This is a genomic window from Candidatus Brachybacter algidus (assembly GCF_016707225.1).
GTDB classification, from domain to species: domain Bacteria; phylum Bacteroidota; class Bacteroidia; order Chitinophagales; family Saprospiraceae; genus Parvibacillus; species Parvibacillus algidus.
Map to the genome: position 1 here is coordinate 801,247 of NZ_JADJID010000002.1, position 24,961 is coordinate 826,207.

Annotated in this window: 17 protein-coding genes and 1 pseudogene; 11 read left to right on the forward strand and 7 right to left on the reverse strand. The window is 37.1% G+C overall.

Annotated features, from left to right (window positions below):
* Nucleotides 1-36: 36 nt before the first annotated feature.
* Together IPI15_RS09170 and IPI15_RS09175 are read right to left on the reverse strand one after the other, a co-directional pair.
* Nucleotides 37-3,465 carry an eCIS core domain-containing protein gene (locus tag IPI15_RS09170; protein ID WP_287401885.1) on the reverse strand — a complete coding sequence of 1,143 codons (3,429 nt, stop codon included), beginning with the start codon at nucleotides 3,463-3,465 and terminating at the stop codon, nucleotides 37-39.
* Between the two features lie 772 nt (nucleotides 3,466-4,237).
* Nucleotides 4,238-6,460: a S46 family peptidase gene (locus IPI15_RS09175; protein WP_287419964.1), complete on the reverse strand. Its 2,223-nt coding sequence runs from the start codon at nucleotides 6,458-6,460 to the stop codon at nucleotides 4,238-4,240.
* Between the two features lie 68 nt (nucleotides 6,461-6,528).
* Between IPI15_RS09175 and IPI15_RS09180 the strand changes: the two genes are divergently transcribed.
* From IPI15_RS09180 to IPI15_RS09200, 5 genes are all read left to right on the forward strand, one after another.
* Nucleotides 6,529-7,410 (forward strand): peptidylprolyl isomerase, encoded by an 882-nt coding sequence (locus tag IPI15_RS09180; protein WP_287401888.1) that lies wholly within the window; start codon nucleotides 6,529-6,531, stop codon nucleotides 7,408-7,410.
* 26 nt (nucleotides 7,411-7,436) lie between these two features.
* Nucleotides 7,437-8,519 (forward strand): fatty acid desaturase family protein, encoded by a 1,083-nt coding sequence (locus IPI15_RS09185; protein ID WP_287401890.1) that lies wholly within the window; start codon nucleotides 7,437-7,439, stop codon nucleotides 8,517-8,519.
* Nucleotides 8,520-8,601: 82 nt separating this feature from the next.
* A complete protein-coding gene (gene ppgK / locus IPI15_RS09190; RefSeq protein WP_287401892.1) occupies nucleotides 8,602-9,354 on the forward strand; it encodes a polyphosphate--glucose phosphotransferase in 753 nt (250 codons plus the stop codon).
* A gap of 87 nt (nucleotides 9,355-9,441) precedes the next feature.
* Complete coding sequence (locus IPI15_RS09195; RefSeq protein ID WP_287401893.1) at nucleotides 9,442-10,359, forward strand: pseudouridine synthase; 918 nt, start codon at nucleotides 9,442-9,444, stop codon at nucleotides 10,357-10,359.
* A 432-nt stretch (nucleotides 10,360-10,791) separates the two neighbouring features.
* The gene (locus tag IPI15_RS09200) at nucleotides 10,792-12,207 is read left to right on the forward strand and encodes a hypothetical protein (RefSeq protein ID WP_287401895.1); all 1,416 of its coding nucleotides are present in this window, start codon (nucleotides 10,792-10,794) and stop codon (nucleotides 12,205-12,207) included.
* A gap of 81 nt (nucleotides 12,208-12,288) precedes the next feature.
* Here IPI15_RS09200 and IPI15_RS09205 read toward each other — a convergent pair whose 3' ends face one another.
* Nucleotides 12,289-14,313, reverse strand: a complete 2,025-nt coding sequence (locus tag IPI15_RS09205; RefSeq protein WP_287401897.1) for a T9SS type A sorting domain-containing protein — start codon at nucleotides 14,311-14,313, stop codon at nucleotides 12,289-12,291.
* 193 nt (nucleotides 14,314-14,506) lie between these two features.
* Between IPI15_RS09205 and IPI15_RS09210 the strand changes: the two genes are divergently transcribed.
* Genes IPI15_RS09210 through IPI15_RS09220 form a run of 3 tightly spaced genes read left to right on the forward strand, consistent with a single transcriptional unit; the run spans nucleotide 14,507 to nucleotide 18,074 of the window.
* Complete coding sequence (locus tag IPI15_RS09210) at nucleotides 14,507-15,580, forward strand: glycoside hydrolase family 53 protein (RefSeq protein WP_287401899.1); 1,074 nt, start codon at nucleotides 14,507-14,509, stop codon at nucleotides 15,578-15,580.
* Between the two features lie 37 nt (nucleotides 15,581-15,617).
* Nucleotides 15,618-16,220 carry a gliding motility lipoprotein GldD gene (gldD, locus tag IPI15_RS09215; RefSeq protein ID WP_287401901.1) on the forward strand — a complete coding sequence of 201 codons (603 nt, stop codon included), beginning with the start codon at nucleotides 15,618-15,620 and terminating at the stop codon, nucleotides 16,218-16,220.
* 42 nt (nucleotides 16,221-16,262) lie between these two features.
* On the forward strand, nucleotides 16,263-18,074 hold the full coding sequence (locus IPI15_RS09220; protein ID WP_287419966.1) for a capsule assembly Wzi family protein: 1,812 nt from the start codon (nucleotides 16,263-16,265) through the stop codon (nucleotides 18,072-18,074).
* Nucleotides 18,075-18,611: 537 nt separating this feature from the next.
* Here IPI15_RS09220 and aroB read toward each other — a convergent pair.
* The 4 genes and pseudogenes from aroB to msrA form a co-directional block, all read right to left on the reverse strand.
* Nucleotides 18,612-19,676, reverse strand: a complete 1,065-nt coding sequence (gene aroB, locus IPI15_RS09225; protein ID WP_287401905.1) for a 3-dehydroquinate synthase — start codon at nucleotides 19,674-19,676, stop codon at nucleotides 18,612-18,614.
* 410 nt (nucleotides 19,677-20,086) lie between these two features.
* On the reverse strand, nucleotides 20,087-20,395 hold the full coding sequence (locus IPI15_RS09230) for a putative quinol monooxygenase (protein ID WP_287419968.1): 309 nt from the start codon (nucleotides 20,393-20,395) through the stop codon (nucleotides 20,087-20,089).
* 616 nt (nucleotides 20,396-21,011) lie between these two features.
* Nucleotides 21,012-22,577, reverse strand: a complete 1,566-nt coding sequence (locus IPI15_RS09235; RefSeq protein ID WP_287419970.1) for a protein adenylyltransferase SelO family protein — start codon at nucleotides 22,575-22,577, stop codon at nucleotides 21,012-21,014.
* A 271-nt stretch (nucleotides 22,578-22,848) separates the two neighbouring features.
* Nucleotides 22,849-23,383: pseudogene (msrA, locus tag IPI15_RS09240) on the reverse strand (peptide-methionine (S)-S-oxide reductase MsrA).
* A gap of 173 nt (nucleotides 23,384-23,556) precedes the next feature.
* Here msrA and IPI15_RS09245 point away from each other — a divergent pair.
* The 3 genes from IPI15_RS09245 (at nucleotide 23,557) to IPI15_RS09255 (ending at nucleotide 24,954) form a co-directional block, all read left to right on the forward strand.
* Nucleotides 23,557-23,871: a hypothetical protein gene (locus IPI15_RS09245; RefSeq protein ID WP_287401910.1), complete on the forward strand. Its 315-nt coding sequence runs from the start codon at nucleotides 23,557-23,559 to the stop codon at nucleotides 23,869-23,871.
* Nucleotides 23,872-23,910: 39 nt separating this feature from the next.
* Nucleotides 23,911-24,270, forward strand: a complete 360-nt coding sequence (locus IPI15_RS09250; protein ID WP_287401911.1) for a hypothetical protein — start codon at nucleotides 23,911-23,913, stop codon at nucleotides 24,268-24,270.
* 150 nt (nucleotides 24,271-24,420) lie between these two features.
* Nucleotides 24,421-24,954 (forward strand): LVIVD repeat-containing protein, encoded by a 534-nt coding sequence (locus IPI15_RS09255; protein ID WP_287419974.1) that lies wholly within the window; start codon nucleotides 24,421-24,423, stop codon nucleotides 24,952-24,954.
* Nucleotides 24,955-24,961 lie beyond the last annotated feature (7 nt).

Sequence of the window (24,961 nt, forward strand, 5' to 3'; positions counted from 1 at the left end):
TCAATTGAATATTACTTCTAAAAGGAATGCTAAGTGCTATTGTATGGGAGCAGCAAAAACTGATGGATCCGCCATTGATCTTTCTCTTATAATTGGTAGGGTCTCATCAATGAAGGTTTGTATATCACGGTACAGTCCTGTCAGGTATTGGTCAGTCACTGGATTTGCATTGCCTAAATCCTGTACACGATCAGTTACCCTCGTCCTAGATTGAGCATGATATGGCCTAACGGGGTCTCTGGCAGCTGTGTGCATATGTGAGGTTGTCGAATTCGCTACGCGATCGGTACGGTACGAATGATTCGCAATAGTCTCATAGATTTCAATGTTCCTGCTTTCAACGCCAGCATTTCTTGCTGCTTGGCAATAGCGCTCCACATATTTAAAAAACTCATAATCCCTTAATGCTGTGGCAACGTCACCTGCTTCATGGATGATATGTTCCATCTCAGCTACATTAGAAATTGCACTCTGATAAGCTTCGGGACCACGAACTGAAACCCCACTGACTACTTGTCGGCCGGCTCCAGGACCAATGTAGGCCTCTGGTGTATGAAAGTTGGCTTCAATTTGCCTTGCGCTAATTGCCTCAGAGAGTTCTTCTATCATTGCTGGAGTCACATTTGGCGAATTAAGTTCTACCATCATGCGGTCAACTTCAGTCATCAAACGATTTCTTTGTGTAACATTTTGAGCTGGAGTTAAGGAAGCTAATCTTCGAATTTCTTCGAGATCCGACCTATTTCCAATTCGCGACATCACCCTTGTCATTGCAGCTTCGTCGTGTCCAGCATAACTTATCATTCTGGCAAAATTGTATCTTTCTGTCAATTCGGTCATTCTTATCTGCAATCGAGAACGCCCCGCTGCGCTCAACTGTGCCATAATTCGTTCATATTGAGATAATCTACCAGCTTCAGTATAGAAATTCATCCGTAACATCTGACTCCAGTTTTCGCCATACACAGCTTGCATGTACCCTTCTGCTCGAATCAGGTTTTCTCCTGCCGCATTGCCAACCACATTAAGATCTACGTCGCTGATAAGTTCAGTACTTGCGGTACCCACTCTTTGTGCGCCATATCGTTCTTGTAGCACAACCAAAATCTGCTCCCTATAGCTGGATATACTTCTGGCGGCATTTTGGAGCTCAGGAGTAGCATTGCCCAATTGTTCCATCAATTGCCTCCAATTGCCGTGATCCTGAAGTAATTGTAGGATTGCAGATTCGTCATGTGCTATTATACGGGCAACTAGAGGGTTGTTCGGCTCCATGAGGCGAGCTAATACTCCAGCGCGATGAGTAGCTGCTTCAATGTTGGATATCATATGTTGCCGTGCAGAGGACATAATTCGTTGAATGAAGACCTCTTGCGTCATTCCATCTGCAAACTGCCCTGAGGACGCAAGCGTTTGTGCTTCACGCCGAACTACTACTTCAAGCTGTTCTATACTTCTTGCTGCTCTAATATCTACTCTTATAGCTCTGAAAGCTGCTGCTGCACCTCCTATATCAGCCGCAGCTCCTACAATACTGATTGCAAGCCAAAACAAAGAAGGGTCTTCACTGGAAATCGCTTGAGCTGGGTCTAGTGCTGAGCCGCTAGCGGCATTTTGGTTTTGAAAGTTTTCGATGTCATTAAACGCTTGTCCAATACTCAGTCCAGCACCAGCCACTCCAGCTGCTAAAGCCAATCCTCCTGTACCCATAGTTGCAACTATGGCTAGTCCAATTTGGAATGCGGCCATCATGCCTTGCTCTATGGCATCTTGGATTCCTCTATTTATGATATGTTGGGACATGAGGATGTTAGCACCCGATTCTGGGGCAAATCCCATAGCTTGTTTCGTGGGTTCAATCATGAAGCCCATGTTCCAGATTTTTATTTCGTTGCTCATCACTGCCGCTCTCGCAGTCATAAAATTTTGTAATACTTCATTGGTAACCCCAGCTACATTGTTTCCAACAGTATCAGAATTGCCCGTAGCGATGGCTGATAAATTAATTGATTCCGACATTAGTATAGGGTAAATCAACCCTAATTCCCTTTTCCTTGCATCAAAGCGCTGACGCATGGCTTGAACTTCTCGAAGGATGTTCTGTCGTTCAGCGATATTACCACGCATGGCAAACCTTGACCCTGGTTCGCCTAACGGTTCCCGAAGATTATCTGCATCTTGCTGTCGGCTTTCATAAGTTGTCTTGAGGCTTACAAGGTCCCTGGCAGCTTGTCTGAGCCCATCCATTTGTCCCTGATTTGCTTCTCCTTGATATCTTGACTGCTCACGATGGGCGATGCGTGCATTTTGATTTAGAGTGTATAAAAGTACTTGTTTCCCTTTTGCTTCGAATCGGCTCGGCAAACTGGCTACAATTGAATCAAACTCAGCTTCAGTGTGTAAATTTACACTTTCCAACAAATTCTGTATTTCGCGATTTAGTACTTCTCTCCTAGCCCTAATCCTTGTCACTTCTTCTGGTCGTTCAGGTCCACGACGGGGTCCACTGACAATCCCCCCTGGGCCTCTGTCTCCGCTATAGGAATCTAAGTCGAAGCCAGTGCTAGCTTCATACTCCCCGGTCTGCAAGGATATTTTTTCATTTCGTTTAACTCTCAATTCTGGCCAAATACTCAATTTTCGTGCTATATCAGTATCGTCGGATGTTGGCGTGGGCCGCTCCATATTGGTGATAGTCGTTGGATCAAAAACAAATGGAGTTCGAGCAGCGTCAGCTTGGTCGGCCCTTGCCCCCAAGTCCTCATCTGTAATCATTTGAATAACAAATGAGGATTTCTTTTGGATAATATTAGATTGAGTGACTAGTTTGGAGGCTGTTTTTATGGAATCTTCTTTCATTTGCACAGCCATCCGACCTCCTTCATCCGCCTCCGCTTCCAATCCCTTATCATCATTCAAGGGCATACCATTCACTTCATTATTTGCCTGCACGCGTCCTTCCCTTTGTTGCTGTACATGAGTCAATTCGTGCCCAAGTAATTCCTGACCACTCTGAGATGATGGATCATATTGTCCCGGGGCGAAGTGGATGTCATTGCCTTGTGTATAAGCCAAGGCTCCAGCATCTGTGGCGCTTTTTGAATCTGAATGAATATTAACATCGGAGAAGTCAGTGCCAAAACTACTGGACATTTTATTAAGCGTTTCATCAGGCATACCTGAAGAAGAGGAACTTTTGAGTTGGAATACCGGTGGCTTCGCTTGACTCAATTGGTTCAAATTATTTTTGTCTCCAGGTGGATCGGCATCACCCGTGTCATAACTAAGTGATGAAAAGTCTTCTATGGATTTTTCTTGAACCTCTTCCTCTTTTTTTAATTTAGCTGGAGTATTATTTGTTGGATTTACCTGAAGTTGAAAGATGGGCGGATTAATAGCTATGCCAGACGCCTGATGCTGATCAGATGTTACTTCTGCTTGCTTGATTAGATTATCTTTTTCCAAAAGGTACTCTCAGGTAAGTGCTTTAATTAAACGAAGCAGAATTAATTATTTTACTATTATTTTGCCTTATGATATTTGTGTTCAGGCTATTTACTAGGTTACCAATTTAAATCAAATAACTAAAGTTTCGGCGATATAAATATTTTCTAAAAGTTTTGCTATGACTTAATCTAAGGTAGAAATTAGAAATTAGTTAATCTGGAATTCTTTGCTTCCAAAATCAAAATAGATAACTTGATGAAAATAGAACAGAGATGACACTAAATTTTTATAATAGATTAATACTCCATATATTTTAGCCACTACCGCGAAGCAGCATCGCAGATAATTTCACTAATTTTCACGAATAAATTCGTGTTAGATGCAATGCATCATTCGTGCAATTAGTGGCTAATAATTCTTTTTTGGGCGAATGCTCAAATGAGCGTATAAAGTTTAAATCTAAACAACTTATGTCAAATACTTGAACTGTAAAAACTTAGTTTTAGTTATATAGAAGACAATAGAAGCTTGCCCGACAAAGCTTTAGCGGCGGCGGGTCAGAATAAAACTTCGATGGTTGAACCCAGCAAATGAAACCATTTAAAATAAATTGAATAAAATAGAGAATTGAATTAACTGTTTAGAAATCAATATTATAGGTCTTTATATATTACAATAGTTATATATTTACACTATTGTTTACCAATGGTATAATCAACTCCGAAACTTCAATCAAATAAAAAAGGCAGATCTTATGACCTGCCTTCAATTTTACTTTTTACCTTGAGTTTTACTTCTTAGCAGATGGTTTCTTCGTAACACCCTTTGGAGTGGTTTTTGCACCTGTAGGTTTGCTTTTAGGATGTACTAGCTTCATTTCATCCACAATATGCTTCGCGTCACCGTATTTATCGATGATAAACAATACATATCTGATGTCAACCATGATATTTCTGCAAATAGATGCGTCGTAGTTATAATCACTCATCGTGCCTTCCCACACTCTATCAAAGTTCAAACCTATAAGATTGCCATAGGCATCAATAGCCGGACTGCCGCTATTTCCTCCGGTAGTATGATTAGTTGCTATGAATGCAACAGGTATTTTTCCATTCTCTGCATAAGGACCGAAATCTTTCTTTTCGTACAATTCAATTAATTTTGGAGGAAGATCAAATTCGTAATTCCCCGGTATATATTTTTCCATAACGCCGTCAAGGTATGTTTGGAATTCATATTTTACAGCATCACGCGGCGCATAACTATTGACCTTTCCATAAGTCACTCTAAGAGTTGAGTTGGCATCAGGATAAAATTTTCTGTCCTTAAATACTTCCATCTGAGCAGCCATATATCGCTCCATGCCAGAGGTTACCTTCCCTTCATACAAAGTAACATTTGGTGCAACCTTTACATTGTACTGGTCGATCATCTCCTTGTAAAAAATGTATGCAGGATCAGATTTGATTGAATTGGCCAAGTCTTCAGGTTTTTTTATCAACAATTCGTTCAATTTTTCTTCAGAATTGAGATATGATGCGTCAAACAATGCCTTTACATTTGCAGTGTATTGATCTGAGTTTGGAGCCAACGACTCCAGGCCTTTAAAGATGTATTCTTTATCTACATCATTATAATACATCTGTAGAAGAGCAGCAAATGTCTCTTCATCGATTTTTCTTTCATAATTTTTGAAATAGCCTGGTCCCCATGATTTTACAGCATCGGCTTTTTTCATCATTTCTTCCCCACCATTTTTCTCAAACGCATTTACCAGAGCGTCTAGTTTTGAATAGTATCTGAGCATCTCAATGTTTGTGCGAAGTATCTCGAGACTATATTCACGTATTTTAACATAGTCATTAGACTTTATCACATTGGCATTTAAGTCCTCCAAAACACCTCCATATTTTGCTTTTAATGCGGCATTGGAGTTAAGTAATCTATTATACTCCGCTTCGTACTTCTGCTTTTTGCCAAAGGCATCCGTTTTCTTCAACCCTTCCATTTCGCCCTGCCACTTTTTCCAACCATTGGATATTCCGGCAGCTTTAGTAACATATTTGATCTTGACAGCTTCACTTGCCACCATATATTTATGCATGATGTCAAGTGCTCTGGTTCGCAATGCCACTTTAACAGGATCGCTCAGGTCAGTGATTTGCTTTATAGATTCTGAAGGCAGATATTCATTGGTTGATCCTGGGAATCCAAAGACCATTGTAAAATCCCCTTCCTTGATACCATCCATGGATATTGGTAGAAAATGGCGCGGTTTGAATGGTACGTTGTCACTTGAATAATCGGCAGGCTTGTTGTTTTTATCAGCATAGATCCTGAACATGGAAAAATCACATGTATGACGCGGCCAGATCCAATTGTCTGTATCTACTCCGAAATTTCCTATTGAAGAAGGTGGAGCGCCAACCAATCTTACGTCCCGATATGTTTCTGTTACAAAAAGGTAATATTGATTCCCTTTATAAAATGAACGGACCAATATCTCCTGATAACTCTCCTTTGCGTAATTTTTCTTTAGTTGCTCCATGTTTTTGTCCACCATACTTTGCTTTTCTGAAGCAGACATTTTATCAGTTACACCTTTAAGAATTGAAGTGCTGACATCCGCCATCGAAATGATGAAAGTTGCCGTCAGACCAGGATTGGACAATTCTTCCTTTTGAGACTTGGCCCAAAATCCTTTGTCTACGTAATTGTTTTCCAAAGAAGAATGGCTTTGGATCTGACCATATCCACAATGATGATTGGTCAAAAGCAAACCGGATCCAGATATGATTTCTCCTGTGCAACCTCCGCCAAATTGAACTATGGCATCCTTCAGGCTTCCTTTATTGACACTATAAATATCTTCAGCTGACATCTTCATACCCATGGATTGCATTTCTTTTTCATTCATTTGTTGAAGTAAAAATGGCAGCCACATTCCCTCTCCGGCAAATATTGGAAGACTGGAAAAAACAAAAAGAAAAGTTAAAATTATCGACTTGATCATTCTATTATATTTTAATTGCCCAAACTTAATAAAATGAAAGTATTTTTGCCGGAAATTTGAAATAAAATATGAGTAAATATATATTAATCTTATCCATTAGTCTATTAATGTCAAGTTGTGCGAAACCAATTGCCGACTTTAGTATTATATCAAGTAGTAAAAAGGTGATCACTGAACAGAAGTTTGAAAATAAGTCTTCTAAAGCGACCTCTTATACATGGGATTTTGGCGATGGCAATACATCTACAGAAGTTTCTCCAGCGCATAAATATACACATAGTGGAAAATACGAAGTAACCCTTAAAGCAAGTGACGGAAAAAAATCAACAAATAAAAAGATGGAATTAAATATTGAACCGCCATTGCACTGCCAGGTGCTAGTGGAGACGGAATTTGGAAATATGTTAATACAATTGTCTGACGCGACACCATTACACAGAGATAATTTTATCAAATTGGTAGAAAGTGGTTTTTATGATGGATTGGCATTTCACAGAGTGATAAAGAATTTCATGATCCAAGGAGGTGATCCAAATTCTAAGGAAGAAAATGGACAGAATCTAGGAAGTGGTGGTCCAGGCTATACTATACCCGCAGAGTTCGTAGACTCTTTATATCATTTAAAAGGCGCATTAGCTGCCGCAAGAACCGGTGGTCCAGGCAATCCTGAAAAAAGATCTTCAGGTTCGCAGTTTTATATCGTGCAAGGCCTTCCTACTGATGAATCAGTGCTCACATCCAAGGAAGCACAAGGCAATTTCAGATATCCAACCAGCGTTAAAGAAGAGTATGAAACTATCGGTGGTACACCTCATCTTGACAGAGAATATACTGTATTCGGGAGAGTAATAGAAGGTCTTGATGTGATCGACAAAATAGCTGCTCAGCCCACAGCCCCTGGTGATCGTCCAATGAAACCTATTAGAATGAAGATTATTTCAATAAAATAAACTAACTTTACACAAATTTTTACGCTATGTCATCAGTGCACGTTTTTCCTAAATTTCCTCACGTTCGAAAATCACTTCATAATGAATTAAGGAGTCGTGTTCAGGAGTATTTTGAAAAAAATAATATCAAACAAACAGGTAACAGACCTCTTTATTTGAAAGCAATAATCTTGCTTTCTTTATTTGGTTTGACTGTATTACACTTATTTATATTCCAGCCTCATTGGGCTATCGCGTTGACAGAATGTGTAATTTTAGGTTTGTTAATTGCTGCTATTGGTTTCAATGTAATGCATGATGGAAGTCATGGTAGTTTCAGTGGAAGGAAGAATAGCAATAAATTGGCAGCTTATACCATGAGTATGCTTGGTGCCAGTCATTATTTTTGGAATATTAAGCACAATCTTATCCATCACACTTTCACAAATGTGGATGGTATAGATGATGATATCGAAGTGGGTAAATTAATGAGATTTGCTCCGACTCAGGAAAAATTTAAGGCACACAGATTCCAACATATTTATTTTGTTGGATTATATATGTTGATGTATGCTTATTGGGTATTTGGATCTGACTATAAAAAATATTTCAAGAAAAGAATCGGAGATTTTCCATTAACTGATATGACTACCAAAGTACATGTTAGATTTTGGATGGTAAAGATTTGGCATGCGCTTGTATTCTGTGCATTACCTATCTATTTATTCGGATTCTTTCCTTGGTTACTTGGTTTCTTGGTTATGAATATCGTAGCAGGGTTTATGTTAAGTATCGTTTTCCAATTAGCTCATACTGTAGAGCACACTGACTTTCCGGTGGCAGATGCAGATACCAATAAATTTCAGGATGAATTTGCAGCGCACCAAATTAAAACTACTGCCAACTTCGGCACTAAGAATAAGTTTGTGAGTTGGTACGTTGGAGGTTTGAATTTCCAGATTGAGCATCATTTATTTCCTAAGATTTCTCATACACATTATCCGGCTATTAGTGGTATCATTAAGAAGGTGTGTGACGAATATGAGTTGAAATATATCGAATATAAGACGGTGGCATCTGCTGTCCGTGCTCATGTAAACTTTCTTAAGCAAATGGGGACTGCAGGATAGTTTAATATAATTCCTACGTTGGCCTTGCAATTTTTATGTACTTTTGAGGGATTAAATATCTGTTGATCCTTAAAAATAGTACATGAATCCTAATCATATTTTAGGTTTTGATATCGGAGGCACCGGAATAAAAGGTGCTATTGTCGATGTTACCACCGGCGAATTAGTAACAGAAAGAGTTAAGGTGCTAACTCCGGACCCTGCCACGCCTGATGCCATAGGTCATGCAGTCCAGACTATTACAGAGCAATTTGAATACAAAGGAATTATTGGTTGTGGCTTTCCTGCCATCGTTAAAAACGGAATTGCTTTATCAGCTTCTAATATTGATAAATCCTGGATCAATGCGAATGTTGAAAATCTTTTGTCCAAGTATTCTGCATGTCCTGTTTACGTGGCGAATGACGCAGACGTAGCCGGTATGGCTGAACAGGCATTTGGATTTGCAGCGAATCAACCCGGTGTTGTCATCGTTCTCACCATAGGGACAGGTATTGGAAGCGCTTTGTTTTATAATGGAGTGCTGGTCCCAAATACTGAATTCGGTCATTTAAAATTCCACAAAAGCATCGCAGAACATTATGCTTCCAATATTGTAAGAAAAGAAAAACACCTAAATTGGGAAAAATTTGGTGGAAGGCTTGATGAATTTCTCAACCATCTTCAATTTATATTTTCTCCGAATCTTTTTATTATTGGTGGAGGCATAAGTAAGAAGTTTGACTTGTATAAACAGTACTTTACTTTAGAAACAAGTATTGTTCCGGCGAAATTTCAGAATGATGCCGGTGTCATCGGAGCAGCGCTGTATGCGCACCGAAAAAAGGAAAATTGAGTATAGTTAGTTAAGAATTTTAAACATTACTCATTACTCATTACCCATTATTATTCATTATTCATTATTCATTATTCATTACATCAGATGCGGGAAAAAAACCCTAAAAATGCCCCGAAAAGGTCAGGAAGTAGAACCACCACTAAACCGGAAGGTTTTGACAAATTCAGAAAGCAGACGCCTAAGCCATTTGAAGAAGAACGTCCTGAAAAAAGAAAATCTACTGTTCGCAAGGATGCATTGAAGCCAGCCTCACCTAAGATCCAACCTGTTGAGAAGGATGAAGATCCTACCCCTCGGCTCAATAAATATGTCAGCAATTCAGGTGTTTGTAGTAGAAGGGCCGCAGATACTCTCATAGCCAATGGTGAGGTCCAGGTCAACGACAATGTAATAAAAGAGCCAGGTTACCGAGTTCAGGAAAACGATAAAGTATCCTACAAAGGAAAGGTGATTAAACCAGTTGAACTGAGGATCTATATATTGTTAAACAAGCCACGTGATGTCATCACTACTCTTTCGGATGAAAAAGGTCGTAAAAGTATTCAAGACATCATCAAAGGAAAAGTCTCTACTCATGTGTTTCCTGTGGGAAGACTAGACAGGGATACGACAGGTTTGCTGCTTATCACCAATGATGGTGATCTCACAAAACGACTTTCCCATCCTTCTTATGAAGTCAAAAAGATATACCATGCTACGCTCAATAAGCCATTGGAAGAAGAGCATTTTGAACAAATTAAAAAGGGCATTCAACTCGAAGATGGCCCGATCAAAGTCGATGGAATCTCATATGTCAAGGGTGCTCCGCTTAATGAAGTCGGCATCACATTGCATTCAGGTCGTAACAGGATCATCCGTCGCATCTTCGAATTTGTCGGTTATGAAGTGGAAAAACTTGACCGCGTCTACTATGCAGGATTGACCAAAAAGGATCTACCCCGCGGTATGATGCGTTTCCTTACCAAAGAGGAGGTAATCAGATTGAAGCATTTTAGGGTATAAGTATTATAGTATTATAGTATTATAGTAGGGATAATGCTTGCCATTGTCCGCCATTAATGGTAAAGTTTGCCAGTATTAATAGTTAACCAGATTTTAGTGCACCAGTTAACCAGTTTATAGTTAATCAGTATTAGATTATTATAGTAAGATAGTATTTACAAAGATCAACTGTAGGGATAGGATGAGACCTGTCATCACAGTTGATCTTTGTAAATACGGAATTAGGTATTAAGTACTTAAATATAATTGAATGTCGGCAGGGATAAGGCTTGCCCTTGTCTGTAATACATTGAATAGTGCACCAGTTAACCAGTGGAAAGTACACCAGTTATACCGGTTGACTTTTTTATATTAATATTAACACCCATCAATTTGTAAATATCAAATGATGTAGAATTTTTTCTATACTTTTATTTTACAAAAATTAAAATTATGCATCATCAAAACTTCAAAGTAATCATCGCGTGTATGATTTTCCTTCAATTAATATCGACAACGTCGAATGGTCAACAATTGAATTATAAGGATTATCAATTTCCTAAAGTTGATTATAAAAGCTTACAATTAAATGAAAATTTAAATCTTGGAAACAATGCTTCAGCTACTGACCGCTCCACCAGGTTTTCTAATTCATTATTTTTAAATGGAAGTAGATATATCAACAATGATAATAAGCAATATTATAATAGCAGGACTTTTTCCAGCATAATAAATACAGCAAGTGCTTCCAACGCATTCAATACCACAGCTATATCAGACGAGATATTTAGAAAATATAGAGGTGACAATAAATTTTTTGAATATGGGTATCATGCAGGTATCTACAATAATATTCGTACAAAAACCAATGCATATAATAATCTGAGTGCTTATCTCAATATACCATTAAAGGTCGGTGTGGGCAGGATCAATATACTCAATGAAGTAATGCTGGCAGAATTCATCATCGATGATCTTAGGAGAGAGGATATACTGACAGACACAATCAGTCAGGATATGATATTTGCATTTGCAGGCGAGATTGCAAAGTTTAACTTTACCAGAATACTTGACAATAGGAATTTCAGACTTCAGGTTCTGAGGAGTCTCAGTATCTGGTTAAAGAGTAATTTTCCTGTTAAAGCGGCGTCGGATATAGAACTAACTACGATATTGATCGATAATTATTCTTTCGCAGGGATAGGATTTCGGTCGATAGGGTCCAGATTTGCGGTGGGTATTGACCCGAATATTTCGTATTCTAAATATTTTAAAGATGGAGAATATTCATTTTCATCTGGAGGTGCCCTTTCTATGGAATTCTCAGTGCAGAAACCTATTTCAAGATATTTACAATCTAATTTTTACACAATAATTAGTTTGGACATTAATAAGTCTAAGAATACTTTTTATGATTCAAAAGAAGCAACAATATCAAATGTTATAAGCCCTAAAGTACTGGTAGCTTACAAAATGGGTTATTATCCAAATTCAAGAACAAATGTTGAATTGACCACCTTGATGAATTATATATTTTATAAAATGGATTATGAAGATCAGCGTATTCTTGATATAAAAAGTACCAGTATTGCCCCCAAAATCATGCTTCAATCTTCTTATTTTATTAATTATAAATTAAGGCTATTTGCAAATTTTGAAGTTGTATACTTTCACTCATTTGTCAAAGATTTTCTAAATGATCCAAATATGAATTTTATCCCTGATGATTTTTCATATAACGTGTCAGATTGGTATATAGGGAGGACATTTGATCCATCTTTAACTGATAGGAATGGACTAGGAACTAGACAACTTCAGAATAAAGTCTCTTATGCCTTCAATGCCGGCTTCGTATTCAATATTTATTAATACATATATAACAAAAAAAGCCGTCGCATTTCCACGACGGCTTTCCTTTTATTATCAATCCTGATCGAATCAGGTATAAATTTATTGGATCACTAATCTCTTAGTCGCCATACCTTCATTCGTTCTCACGATAGCAGTATAAACACCAGGAGTCATACCTTTGATAGAGATCGGCAAGTTGATCTTACCTTGCTGCTGACCAAAGTCTTTCACCAGAACTGTTCTTCCTTGAACGTCTACCAATGATATTTCAACATTAGAAGATCTGTTTATCGTCAACTCTACTGTAGTAAGATCTTTAGCAGGATTCGGATATACATTAAGATCTGTATTTAAAAGGATTTTTTCTGTAGCAGAAATAACGAATCCTTCAGTGGTTGCATCTGCAATTGTTGCATCATTTGCATTCGATACCTGACCATCTTCATTAAGTAAAACGGCAGCTATCTTTAAGTTTTCTATATTCCAATCACCATTCAATGCTATATTGTAATTATATACATTCTTATCATCGATAGATGCAGAAGGCATATTCTTCAAAGAATTATCAAATGTTCTTGCGACATGCTTGTAAACCATTTGAGCTGCCGGAACAGTTCCTGGTAAACTTTCATAACCACCCATTGGGCCACTTGCTCCACCTGCATAATAGTTAGATTGATTGTACTCAGAAGTTGTACCTCTTACTTCTGATTCAATTACAGTAATATACATACTATAACCAGAAGGAATATCCTGAAGGAAATCTGCAGTAACAGATACATCCATTGTTCCTGCTACAGCGCCTTCACGTGCACCAATAGTAAGTACAGCTGCCGGTTCTTCTCTCAAATAGTTTAATCCTGGAGGCAAAGCAGCAGAAGGATCTACTACTTCTCTTCTGTCCACGATCATACCCGGGAAACCAGTAAAGCCATCAAATGAAGTAACCACATTATCATAAGGAGCTACGGTCATTACGTCTCCATTGTGTACAGCTATCGGAACGAAGTAATCATCATAAGAAGGAGAAATAGCGTCAAGGAATACTGCACCTCTTGGGCACCATCCGCACCATGTTCCTGTACCTTCTTCCAATACTACTTTTCTGTGAGTAGCCGGAAGTACAGCATAAGCTGATCCAACTATTTTATTATTACATAGCATTGAGTCCAAAGCACCATTAACCTTTGTAAGCTCTAAAACTATATCGTTAGCTCCATCTACTAATTTAACTTCAACAGGGATAGCAATAGATAAATTCTTTTTAGGAGCCAATTTAAGTCCCTCCAAAGTTTTAGTTTCAGATCCACTACCACCAGAGATAGTGTATTCAATGCTTGTGATAGTATCTTTTCCAACATTATATAATGTTGCAGCAGTTTTAATATTAGTTCCAGCGATTTGTAAGCCTTCAGTAACGACCAAATTCAACAAACCAGCCTCACTTCCATTATATACTTTAATGTCCGCAGCATCTGTAGTAAATGATACATCATCGATGTAGTACTTGTTACCTGAGTTTGCAAAAAAGTCAACTGAAGCTACAGAAGAAAGTGCACTTCTGAATGTTGCACCGCATTCGCCATCAATAGATATTGCCCACATATTATTAGAAATATCTATGTCCGCAGCAAAATTAAACCATTCTCCAACCGGGAACTTAAGTTTGTTGCTATAAGTAACTGCACCGGCTACTACTTGTAGGTCACCTTCAGGACTAAAATTAAAATCCATAGCCCATCCTGTACCCGCAGTAGTAGTAGACTGGAAATTAAAATATCCGCTATAACCCGGTTCTACATACATATTCCATTCAGCGTGGATCTTACCTTTATTGACATTGTTGCCAAGTTTTAGGATAAGGTCCATAGGACCACCAGCAGCTACCTTAGCTTCAATGATGAAACTATTAGCTCCACTTGCTGCTTTTGCATCTGTGATGAAAGCGTCGTCAGCAGCTCCACCAGTAGTAGATCCCCATGTTCTCCAATAGGTAGGATTATTTGTTACGACTGTTGTTCCGGCAGTGTACGCATCGAAATCATCGGTGTAAGTGACCTGTGCATAAGTGAACTGTAACGCCAGGACAGAAAATAATAATGTTAGAAGTCTGTTTCTTGTCATTTGTTTGTTTGTTATTAATAAATTAGGAATGAGGCGCTAAGGTAATAATTTTATGAATAAGTAAAAGAGAAAAATATAATTCGAAATAAAGTTGTCTTTACCCAATTAAAAATCGTAATACCTTCCATGCAAAAGAACATTTTAGAAGATTATTTTAATTTTTGTAATTTCGTCAAAATCCATTCAAAATAATATGATTATTAGATTACATATTTTTGTTACTATCATTTTTTCAATTGTTTTGTATTCTTGTAAAGAAGACCCAGTCAACATCAAACCTGAACTTTTTAACTTGGATATTAAAGGAATGGACATTTCTTTTTTACCTGAAATAGAGGCAACGAATACAATTTTCTATGATTCAGCAGGTGTATCAAAGGACTTTTTGGATATAATTAAAGAAAATGGTGTCAATACGGCAAGGATTCGTCTATGGAATATAGAAGGTTCTGCGCATTCGGGTTTGGAGGAAGTTTTACAACTTGTGGCTAAATGCAGATCACATGGCTTTAAAATATTTCTGGACTTCCATTATTCTGATACGTGGGCTGATCCCGGTGCACAAGCTATTCCTAAGAACTGGATTGGATTGAATGTGGAGCAGCTGGAAGACTCTGTCTATACTTTTACTAAAAATATCATGTCTAAAATAAAACCCGAGTATGTTCAGATTGGCAATGAGATCAATGGCGGAATGCTATGGGACCTTGGAAAATACACTAATGAAGGAAATTTTGTCAAACTTCTGAAAGCTGGTGTCAGAGGCAGTCGTGAAGCTAGTCCTGAATCGAAGATCATCATCCATTTTGCAGGATTGGAAGGAAGTGATTACTTCTTTAATATAATGAAAAACGCAAGTTTGGATTATGATGTTATAGGTTTGTCTTATTATCCTGTATGGCATGGAAAGTCATTAGCACTTCTGGAAACTACCATTGAAAGACTGCAAAAAGACTATAACAAGAAGGTACTGATCGCTGAAGTTTCTTATCCTTTTACATTACAGTATGCTGATTATACTAATAATGTCTTAGGTCTGGAAAGTCAGTTAGTCAATGGCTATGCAGCTACAAAAGTAGGTCAGCAAAATTTTGTTAAAGAGATCAGAAGCATTGTTGAGCGAACAAAGTCTATTGGGTTTTGCTATTGGGGTGGTGAATGGATCGCATTCAAAGGTGATAAAGCTACGGATGGCTCATCCTACGAAAATCAGGCCTTATTTGATTTTCAGCACAAAGCTTTGCCGGCATTTTCAGCTTTTCATTGAAAATTCATCTAACTTTGACACTTCGAAAATAAATTGAATGAATAAGTCAAAGCTGTTTTTACTGTTAACTATAGTGGCCATCTTCGCCATAGGTTGCAAGGAGGAGTCTGTTCAAACTCCCAAGCCCCGCTCTTTTCCTAGAGTAGTGTATCCTGAAAAAAATTATGTACAGTTTGATACTTCATTCTGTGAATTTACTTTTGAATATCCGGATTATGCCACTATCGTTCAGGACACCTCATTCTTTGGCGAAAAGCCTGAGGATGCCTGCTGGTTTAATATTTATGTCCCACAATTTCAAAGCCTTATATTTTGTACTTATTATCCTCTTGGTAAAAAGAATTCACTTAACAAGGTGATCAATGATGCCTATAAATTAGCCGGGGTGCACAATAAAAAAGCAAGTTTCATAGATGAAATACCTGTAAGCAGACCTGATCATGTCAGTGGGACAATATTTGATATTGAAGGGCCTGTAGCGTCTACTTATCAGTTTTTTCTGACAGACAGTACGACGCATTTTCTTAGAGGTGCTTTGTATTTTAATGTCAGAACCAATCAAGATTCATTGGCTCCGGTGATAGAATTTATGAAAAAAGATGTTCAACATATGATCAGTACTTTTAAGTGGAAGAAGTGATCCGGATCAGAAATTTAATTTTTTAATAGCAATTAATTATTTATGAATTTAAATACCACTAAAGGAAAGTATTCATTATTAATTAAAACATGTATTATTCTATTATTCGGGGTAAATAATCTGACAGGTCAAATCATTGCTATTCCTTCATCAGAACCAACTAAAGCCATCATCGAACGACTTATGATGAAGGTTGAAAATGAGAAATCTTACCATTCTTCCCACCAATATTTTACGAGAGCTCAAGTATTACAATTAATCAAAGATCTGGAAGGGAATAAAAACTTAAGTGCAAAAGATCATGAGGATATTCAGTTTCTAGTCAATGAATGTAAGGAAAGTGAGCAGCTTACGAGTGTTTTGTATGAAGAGAAATCAACTTCAGGCAATAGAAATTATCTCGATTCAACACGTACTTTTTATTCGCCGGATGAGAATGATTTAAATAAAACTACTCCAGCCTCAGAAGAAAATAAAAGACCCATCTTTGGATTGTTTTATAAAAGCCCTGCCAATTTAATTGAAGTTAATCAACAAGATTTCTACATTAGAATTAATCCGGTATTTAATTTTAATATTGGTTCTTCGAATAACAATGATGTGGGTAGTACTACTTTCAAAAATATTCGTGGTGCAGAAATACGTGGTGGCATTGCAGACCGGGTCTTTTTTTATGCTAATATACATGAAACACAAGAAGCTTATCCATCCTATGTCAATGAATGGAGAGGTAAGTTTGGCGCTGTACCCGGTGCCGGATTTAATAAAAGCTATACGCCCTCATTTCTTAAAAATGTAAATGGAGTAGATTATTTAAATTCACAAGGAGTATTGGGATTTAAAATAATTGACCAGATTGCTCTTCAGTTCGGTCATGGAAAGAACTTTATAGGAGATGGTTACCGTTCGTTATTTTTATCTGACGATGGTGCTAATTATTTCTATTTAAAATTAAATACAAAACTTTGGATCTTTGATTATCAAAATATATTTGCTGAATTAAATGCTACTGGTCAAAGAGGCGGTGATGAGTTAATTCCTAAGAAATATATCGCTGCGCATCATCTAAGTTTAAATTTGACCAAATGGCTAAATGTCGGATTGTTTGAATCTGTAGTTTTTAGTCGAAATAATAATTTCGAATTACAATATTTAAATCCAATTATTTTCTATCGCACAGTAGAGCAGATGGTAGGAAGTCCTGATAATGCCATGGTCGGTGCAGATTTAAAAATTAAATTGGGCAATTCAGTTAAATTATATGGACAAATATTGTTGGATGAATTACAAATAAAAAATATTGTCAAGCAAAATGGTTGGTGGGGAAATAAATACGGAATTCAAGCAGGAATGCAATATTTTGATGTAGCCGGAATTGATCATTTGGATATGCGGCTTGAGTATAATTTAGTACGTCCATATACTTACACTCATACTGATAGCTCGTCCAATTATACTCACCATTTGCAGCCGCTGGCGCATCCTATGGGCGCTAATTTCAGTGAATTTCTAATTAATTTCAGATACGTTCCAATTAAAAATTTAATTGTCCAACCACATTTGATGTATGCCATGATTGGAGAAGATCACAATGGAGTAAATAACGGCAGCCAGATCCAATTGCCTAATACTACAAGAACCATGGATTTTGGAATTCCCTTGGCCCAAGGCGATAAAGCAAAAATTCTATTAGGAGGAATAGATATTTCGTATATGTTATATCACAATTTATTTGCAGATTTAACGCTAGCCTATAGAAAAAAAGATAGCGTCCTCGATGAATATGACACGAAGGAAACCATGTTTTCGGTTGGGTTAAGGATGAATATTGCGCAGAAAAAGTATGTGTTTTAGGTGAGAAGGTGAGAAGGTGAGGAGGTGTAGTTAATATAAAATTAGAAATTAGAAGTCAGAAATTAGAATGGCGTTCTGGACGCATTACCCATTTGTCTGAACCACTGATTTTAATTGATTATTCTGATTGGGCTGATTACTTTCTAAATTTAGAAGTTAGAAATTAGAATGAGGGTCCGTTGCATTACTCATTACTTATTGGTTGTCTGAACCACTGATTTAATTGATTATTCTGATTGAGCTGATTACTGATTATTTTTGTAAGGATGGAATTGTAAGTTTTAATTAAATTTTAAGATCATAACTGTAATGACAGGTCGCGACCTGTCACTGCAGTTATGATCTTAAAATTTCAACAACGATTTAACACTTCATATGATGTTGGATTAATTACCGATTACTTATTGGTTGTCAGAATCACGCTTGCCTGACCATAAAGGCAGGGATTTAATTGATTACGCTGATTATTTTCTAAAGTAAGAAGTTAGAAATAGGAAATTAGAATGATGTTCCGGAAAAGTAATTACCAATTACTGATTACTGATTTGTCAGATACCCCATACTCTCCCTGATAAGCCCATTCGGAATATCCTTATTAATAGAAAAACTACCGATTCCATTCAATAATGAGAATAAAATCTTTCCTGATTCATTTTTCTTGTCATGTTGAAGATAATTGAATACTTCATCAAGATCTATATCTCTGATTCTAGAGGTATCGCATATGCTTTTTAGAAAATGTTGAATTTGCTCATGATGGTCTTTCAATATTAAACCGGTCTTGTAAGATAGATATGTTTCAGCTATCATACCGAATGCCACAGCTTCTCCATGAGTGATGGGTTGTTCATGCTTTAATTTGTAGGATTCAATGGCATGACCGATGGTATGACCGAAATTCAATGCTTTACGGACACTGCTCTCAAATGGATCCCGCTCCACTAGAGTCTTTTTGACAAGAATACTTTGATACAATAATTCTGTATTAATGAGTGGTCTAGAGGATGAAGTTTGAGCTTGCAGCAATTTAAATAATACACTATTGGCTATTAATGCATGTTTGACGATTTCAGAATAGCCACTCCGCATCTCTTCATCCGACAAAGTTTGGAGAAATGGAAGGTGGATAAATACTGCTTTAGAGTTTCGGAATAATCCAACTGCATTTTTCACATGATCGTAATCTATGCCAAGTTTACCGCCGATACTAGAATCTGTCATGGACATGAGGGTCGTCGGCATATGCACAAAGTCAAGTCCCCGCTTATAGGTACTGGCGATGAATCCTCCCATGTCGCCGACTACACCACCTCCTAGCAGAATAACCAATGATTTTCGATCTACTTTCAACTCCAGCAATTGTTGCCAGATATTACTGCAGGTTGTAATGTTTTTTTGAGATTCGCCTGCCGGAAATTTTAATACGTGAGTATCGCTTGGGCAAAGATCCCGGATCAATGGATAGCAATAATGTATTGTATTTTCATCCCCTAAAATTATATAAGAAGAATAGGAGCGATTTGCTAAAAAAGCTTTGAAATGACTCAACTCCTGATCTAGAAATAAAGGGCATCCGTCAACATTTATTATATCTGGTTTCATGCTGTAAAGATAGAATTTAGATGGTTGATGTTAGATGATATTTTGTTATTTGATTCATATATTCCTACAATAAAGTTTAAAGACAAAAGTATAATTTTATTGCTGAATCCTTCAATTGTGAATTCAACGTGTATAAAGATTCCTCGCTTCGCTCGCAAAGACGTTAAGTCGATGAGGTGGGATCAGAGATTCTGTCAATCCTACTGAAGGGAGAAATCTATTAAATAAAAATCAATTACTTTATTCGTATCCATCTTTTTATAAATTATTTATTAAAATATATAAGTTGTTTCGCAATTAGTTTTAAACACAACTCAACAATCGGAGTTTCATTCTAATTTCTAATTTCTAATTTCTAACTTTTGACTTCTAACTTTTGACTTCTCACCCCAAAAAGGAGGTCAATAAACCTAAAGTTGAGCAACTATTTCCGTTGACCATGCTTCCGCTCTTGCTTCAAATAATTGTTTTACATAGCTCCATGTCTCTTTGAATAATTCAGAATTTCTGTAATTTTCAAGATCTTCAGGGGTATTCCATTTACTGTATGTAAATAAAATATTATCCTTATCCACAGATCTGATCAACTTCAGCCCATTACAACCCGGGAAATTTCTAATTTTTTCTTTGATACTGTGAAAGTGTTCTAAGAACTCATCAATTGCATCCGTTCTGAAGGTCATTTTGACAATCCTTTCAATATTGTTAGCTGATTTCATTGTTAGATTTTTGCGCAGTCAAATGTAGGAATTAATTAGAAATAATATTGAACGGTAAGCAATAGGAATAGGCTTTAAGCCGGAAACAAGATTTGGTATTACTAACAACTTAAATTTTGCAAGCCAGCATTCTATATTTAATACCTAAATATTCTTTTTTGTAATAATGAGCCATCAGCCAATAGCCAATATCGATTTTATTGTAAATTTAAATCAATTACTCCCCCTTGGCGCCCACAGACAAGCTATGGTTTATACACAAGTATTTTTCCAAAAAGGGCCATTTCTAAAATAATAATATAAATATTTGATTATTAGTGGATTAAGAGCAAAATGAATTTGCCGAACCTAGGTTACCTACGCTCAGCACTTCATAGCGAATGCTGTACAAATTTAAAGTTAAAACTTAGATCGTGAGGCTCGAGTTACTTTAAACAAAAAGTATGTATAAACCCTAGCTCAGACAAGGGGGATATTGTGCTAATCGATATTTTACATCATATTTGATCAAAGATATCTTATAACTTTTCTCACCTTCCTATCAACAATAATTGCCTCAAGTCCAATCCGTGAGATTCAGTCCGCTCACCTTCTCACCCTCTCACCTTCTCACATCTCAAGAACTGCACGACAACATACTGCAACCCACCTTATGCCTCGCCCACTCGGGTCGCTTAGCAAACCACTTTTGATGATCCGGTTGCTCAGCATAAGGTTTTTTTAGCAACTCATATAATTCAAAAATGATGGAATAATCTGCCTGATCAGCAGCATCTATAGCGAGCTGAGCCATGTAATTGCGAAGGACGTATTTGGGATTGATACTGTTCATTTTTTCCATGCGCTCGACATAGGAAAGAGTTTCCTTTTGTAATCGAAATGCATAACTTTCAAACCAAAGTTGCCATTTAATTAATATCTCGCCTTTTATCTCTTCCAATTTGTAAAAGGCAGGTTCAATTATTTCATTAAATTTACCAAAAGTCGTTTTCGAATTAACGAAACTTAAATTGCGAAAAAAAATAGTCATATCAGTTTCGCTGAGTTGAAGCACTTCTCTAACGTCATCTACCAACTTTACATCTTCCTCATTCATAGAAAAAATACCCATTTTGGACAGCATCATTTTATTGAAAGCAGGTTCATATTTATCTTCATAATTTTCGAGTATTTCCTGCAATGGTTCGCCTTCCCCAATCACTGTAAATAGCGCATTTGCCAATTGATATAAATTCCAAAGTGCTATCTTTCCTTGCTGTCCATATCGATATCTTCTATGTTGCCGGTCTGTAGTATTAGGCGTCCAGTCTTCATCATAGGGTTCGAGCCAACCGTATGGTCCATAGTCGATCGTGAGGCCAAGTGCAGACATATTATCCGTATTCATGACGCCATGAACAAAACCTACACGCTGCCAATGAATGACCATATCAAGTGTTCTATCGCATAATTGGCTGAAGAAATCAAGGTATTTTTGAGCGCCCTCAGATGTTATGTCTTTGTAAAAATGATGAATCACATGATCCAATAACTTCACAAGATTCTCCTTGTCTTGCTGGGCAGCAAAGATCTCGAAGTTGCCGAATCGAACAAAACTTGGACTCACCCTACATACAATAGCTCCTTTTTCCAAAGCCGGATGACCATCGTAAAGCATGTCCCGATTGACCATATCTCCACTCAAAATTAAGGAAAGTGAACGGGTAGTGGGCACTCCTAGTGCATGCATTGCTTCACTACAAAGATGCTCTCTGACAGACGATCTTAGCACTGCTAGTCCATCTGCATTGCGTGAATAAGGTGTTTCACCTGCTCCTTTCAACTGGACTGCCCAGCGTTTTTGATCATTCACTACCTCAAATAGATTAATTGCTCTGCCATCTCCTAGCTGTCCGGCCCAATTACCGAATTGATGCCCGGCATAGCACATGGCATAGGGATCCGTGCCTTCATAAATTGAATTGCCTACGAATAATTGAAGAAACTCTTCACTATGGAGATCTTCTTTGCTTAATCCAAGTAATTGACCTACTTCTTCGCTTGCATGGATGAGTAGGGGAGCAGTTGCTTTCTTAGGTTTGACATATGAAAAAGCAGCATTTTTGACCTGGCGCCTGGAATTTTGTCTTTCAGGATCCGAAGGCAATTCTACTTGAAAGGTATTATCGATATTAAATTTCACAGAACTCAAATTTTGGTAATCAAATTTTCTTTATTGAAGGATGAATTTAAACGTTAATAAATGTTAGATGTTAGAAGCTTGTCCGACAAAGGTATAGCTAAGGCGGGGTAGATTTTAGTCCGTCATGTGCGGGATTCATCAATCAAATGATTGTTTTGCTTTTTAATTCAAAAAAAAGAAAAATTAAGATTCAATCACCTATCGACCATCTAACATCTAACATCATCCATCTACCTTTGCTTCCTAACTGCCGAAACTTGAAACACAGAACTCAAACTTTCAGTTTATCTGAATAGGAGGCTCTTAGTTTTTGCACTTTTGGATCAATAACGATCCTGCAATAACTTGCGCCCAAATTGTCATTGAAATAGTTTTGGTGATAATCTTCAGCCACGAAAAAAGTACCCAGCGGACTCACTTCTGTCACAATTGGATCAGGAAATGTATCTTTCAATTCTTCCATGACTTGCTCTATGATCTCTTTTTGTTCATCATTATGGTAATAGATCACTGACCTGTATTGCGTGCCACGATCTGCACCCTGCCTGTTAAGGGTGGTGGGGTCATGAGTAGTCATAAATATAGTAATCAGATCATGATAGCTGATTGTATCTGCATCAAAAGTGACTTGAACTACCTCGGCATGTCCAGATAAGCCACCACAAACTTCTTTATAAGTTGGATTAGGAAATCTTCCGCCGGAATACCCTGATTCCAATTTTTTGTACACCTTTTAATCGTTGGATTACAGCTTCCACACACCAAAAACATCCACCTCCGAAGGTGGCTATTTGAATATTTGACATAAGATATTTAATTTTTGTATTGATTAAATAGGTAATGGGGTAATTTAGTTCAAAAATTTTAATACACAAATTAACAAATATGACTTTGTGAGTCAATTATTGGAATTAATAAACTATTGTTTAAAGAAATCATTGAAAAATTTAATTTTAGGTTAATTTATATCAGAAAGCACATGGAACGTTACTTCAATGGAGGATATTTTTTAATAAAATCAAAGCCAATTGACTTTGGTTCGGATATAGGCAAAGTTGTAAGTACTTGTAGCGGTTGCATTAACTTTTCTGTTTTTGACAATTGGTGCTTGAGTTGGATGAGTTTTAAACTTGAACAAAAAGAAAAGATTGAGCTTGGACTAAATGACAAGAAAATTAAAGAAATTGAAGAATGGACTGATAGTCGGTTTAATAATGGATCTAATGTCTTTCCCGATATGAAAACTGCAACTGAGTTTAAGGAGTTGTTTTTTGATTCAATAAACGATATATAAATTTTTAGTTTATCGTTTTCTGAAACAGATGCTGATTTATTGATTAGCGATTTCGCTGAGGGAAATAATACAGAAGAATTTAACTTTAACAACGGAGACTTTGGGCTTAGAAAAAATTTACTTTTGAGGATAGAAGAAGACCAAAATATTAGTGAAGAATTCTTAGGGTATGATTTTATTGGTATAGAATGTGATGGTTCTTTCCATTCTTTTTATTGCCACGATATTACAAATAATCTTGTCGATAAATTCTCTTTGAATCTAAATTCATACGGATTATTTGAAAAATTAGAAAAACCAAATGAAATTAGAGAATACTTGAACAGCGAAGAAACAGGACTTGAACCCGTTCCTTGGTACATAGTAAAAGTTAAGCGACAAAAGGATTCAAGAAAGTAAAATAAATTTAAAAGTTCACGCCGGCGCGAGTTTTTAACTCGTGCCCTTCCGGTCCCCCATCTTCGCCTTCAATAGCCTGGAGTTTTAACTCAGGCAAAAAAATTCGTTCACTTTACCATACCTTTGGATTACAACTTACGTTACTTAGTTATGAAACAGAATTTTCTCCTACTACTTTTATTTTCTGTCATTGTTTCGATGGCTTCCTGTGACCTCTCAGAATCCGGTCCGCCCGATAGCGTTTCCGGTTATGCACCCGTCTATTTACAAAAGGTTGGTTCTGATACTATCCGATTTCTGCCTCCTGAACCCACAGTGAAAGGCGGGAAAATATACATTAAGGATGATATTCTTTATCAGGTTGAGCTCTATAAGGGTATTCACATCATTGATATATCAGATCCGGAACACGCCGAAAAAATAGGCTTTTACGAAATATTTGGTTGTACTCAAGTAACTATGCAGGACAACTATATGTACGTTAATTCATCAAATGATTTCCTGGTGATTGATGTTTCTAATATGATGGATCCAAAAGTAGTCGATTATAAAAAAAATTATTTTAAAGGTATTGCCTTTCCTCCACCGCCTGAAGGAGGGTACTTTGAGTGTATAGACCCCTCTAAGGGAATCGTAATTGAATGGAAAAGGGGAACACTGCAATCTCCTAAATGTAGGTTTTAATTTTAAA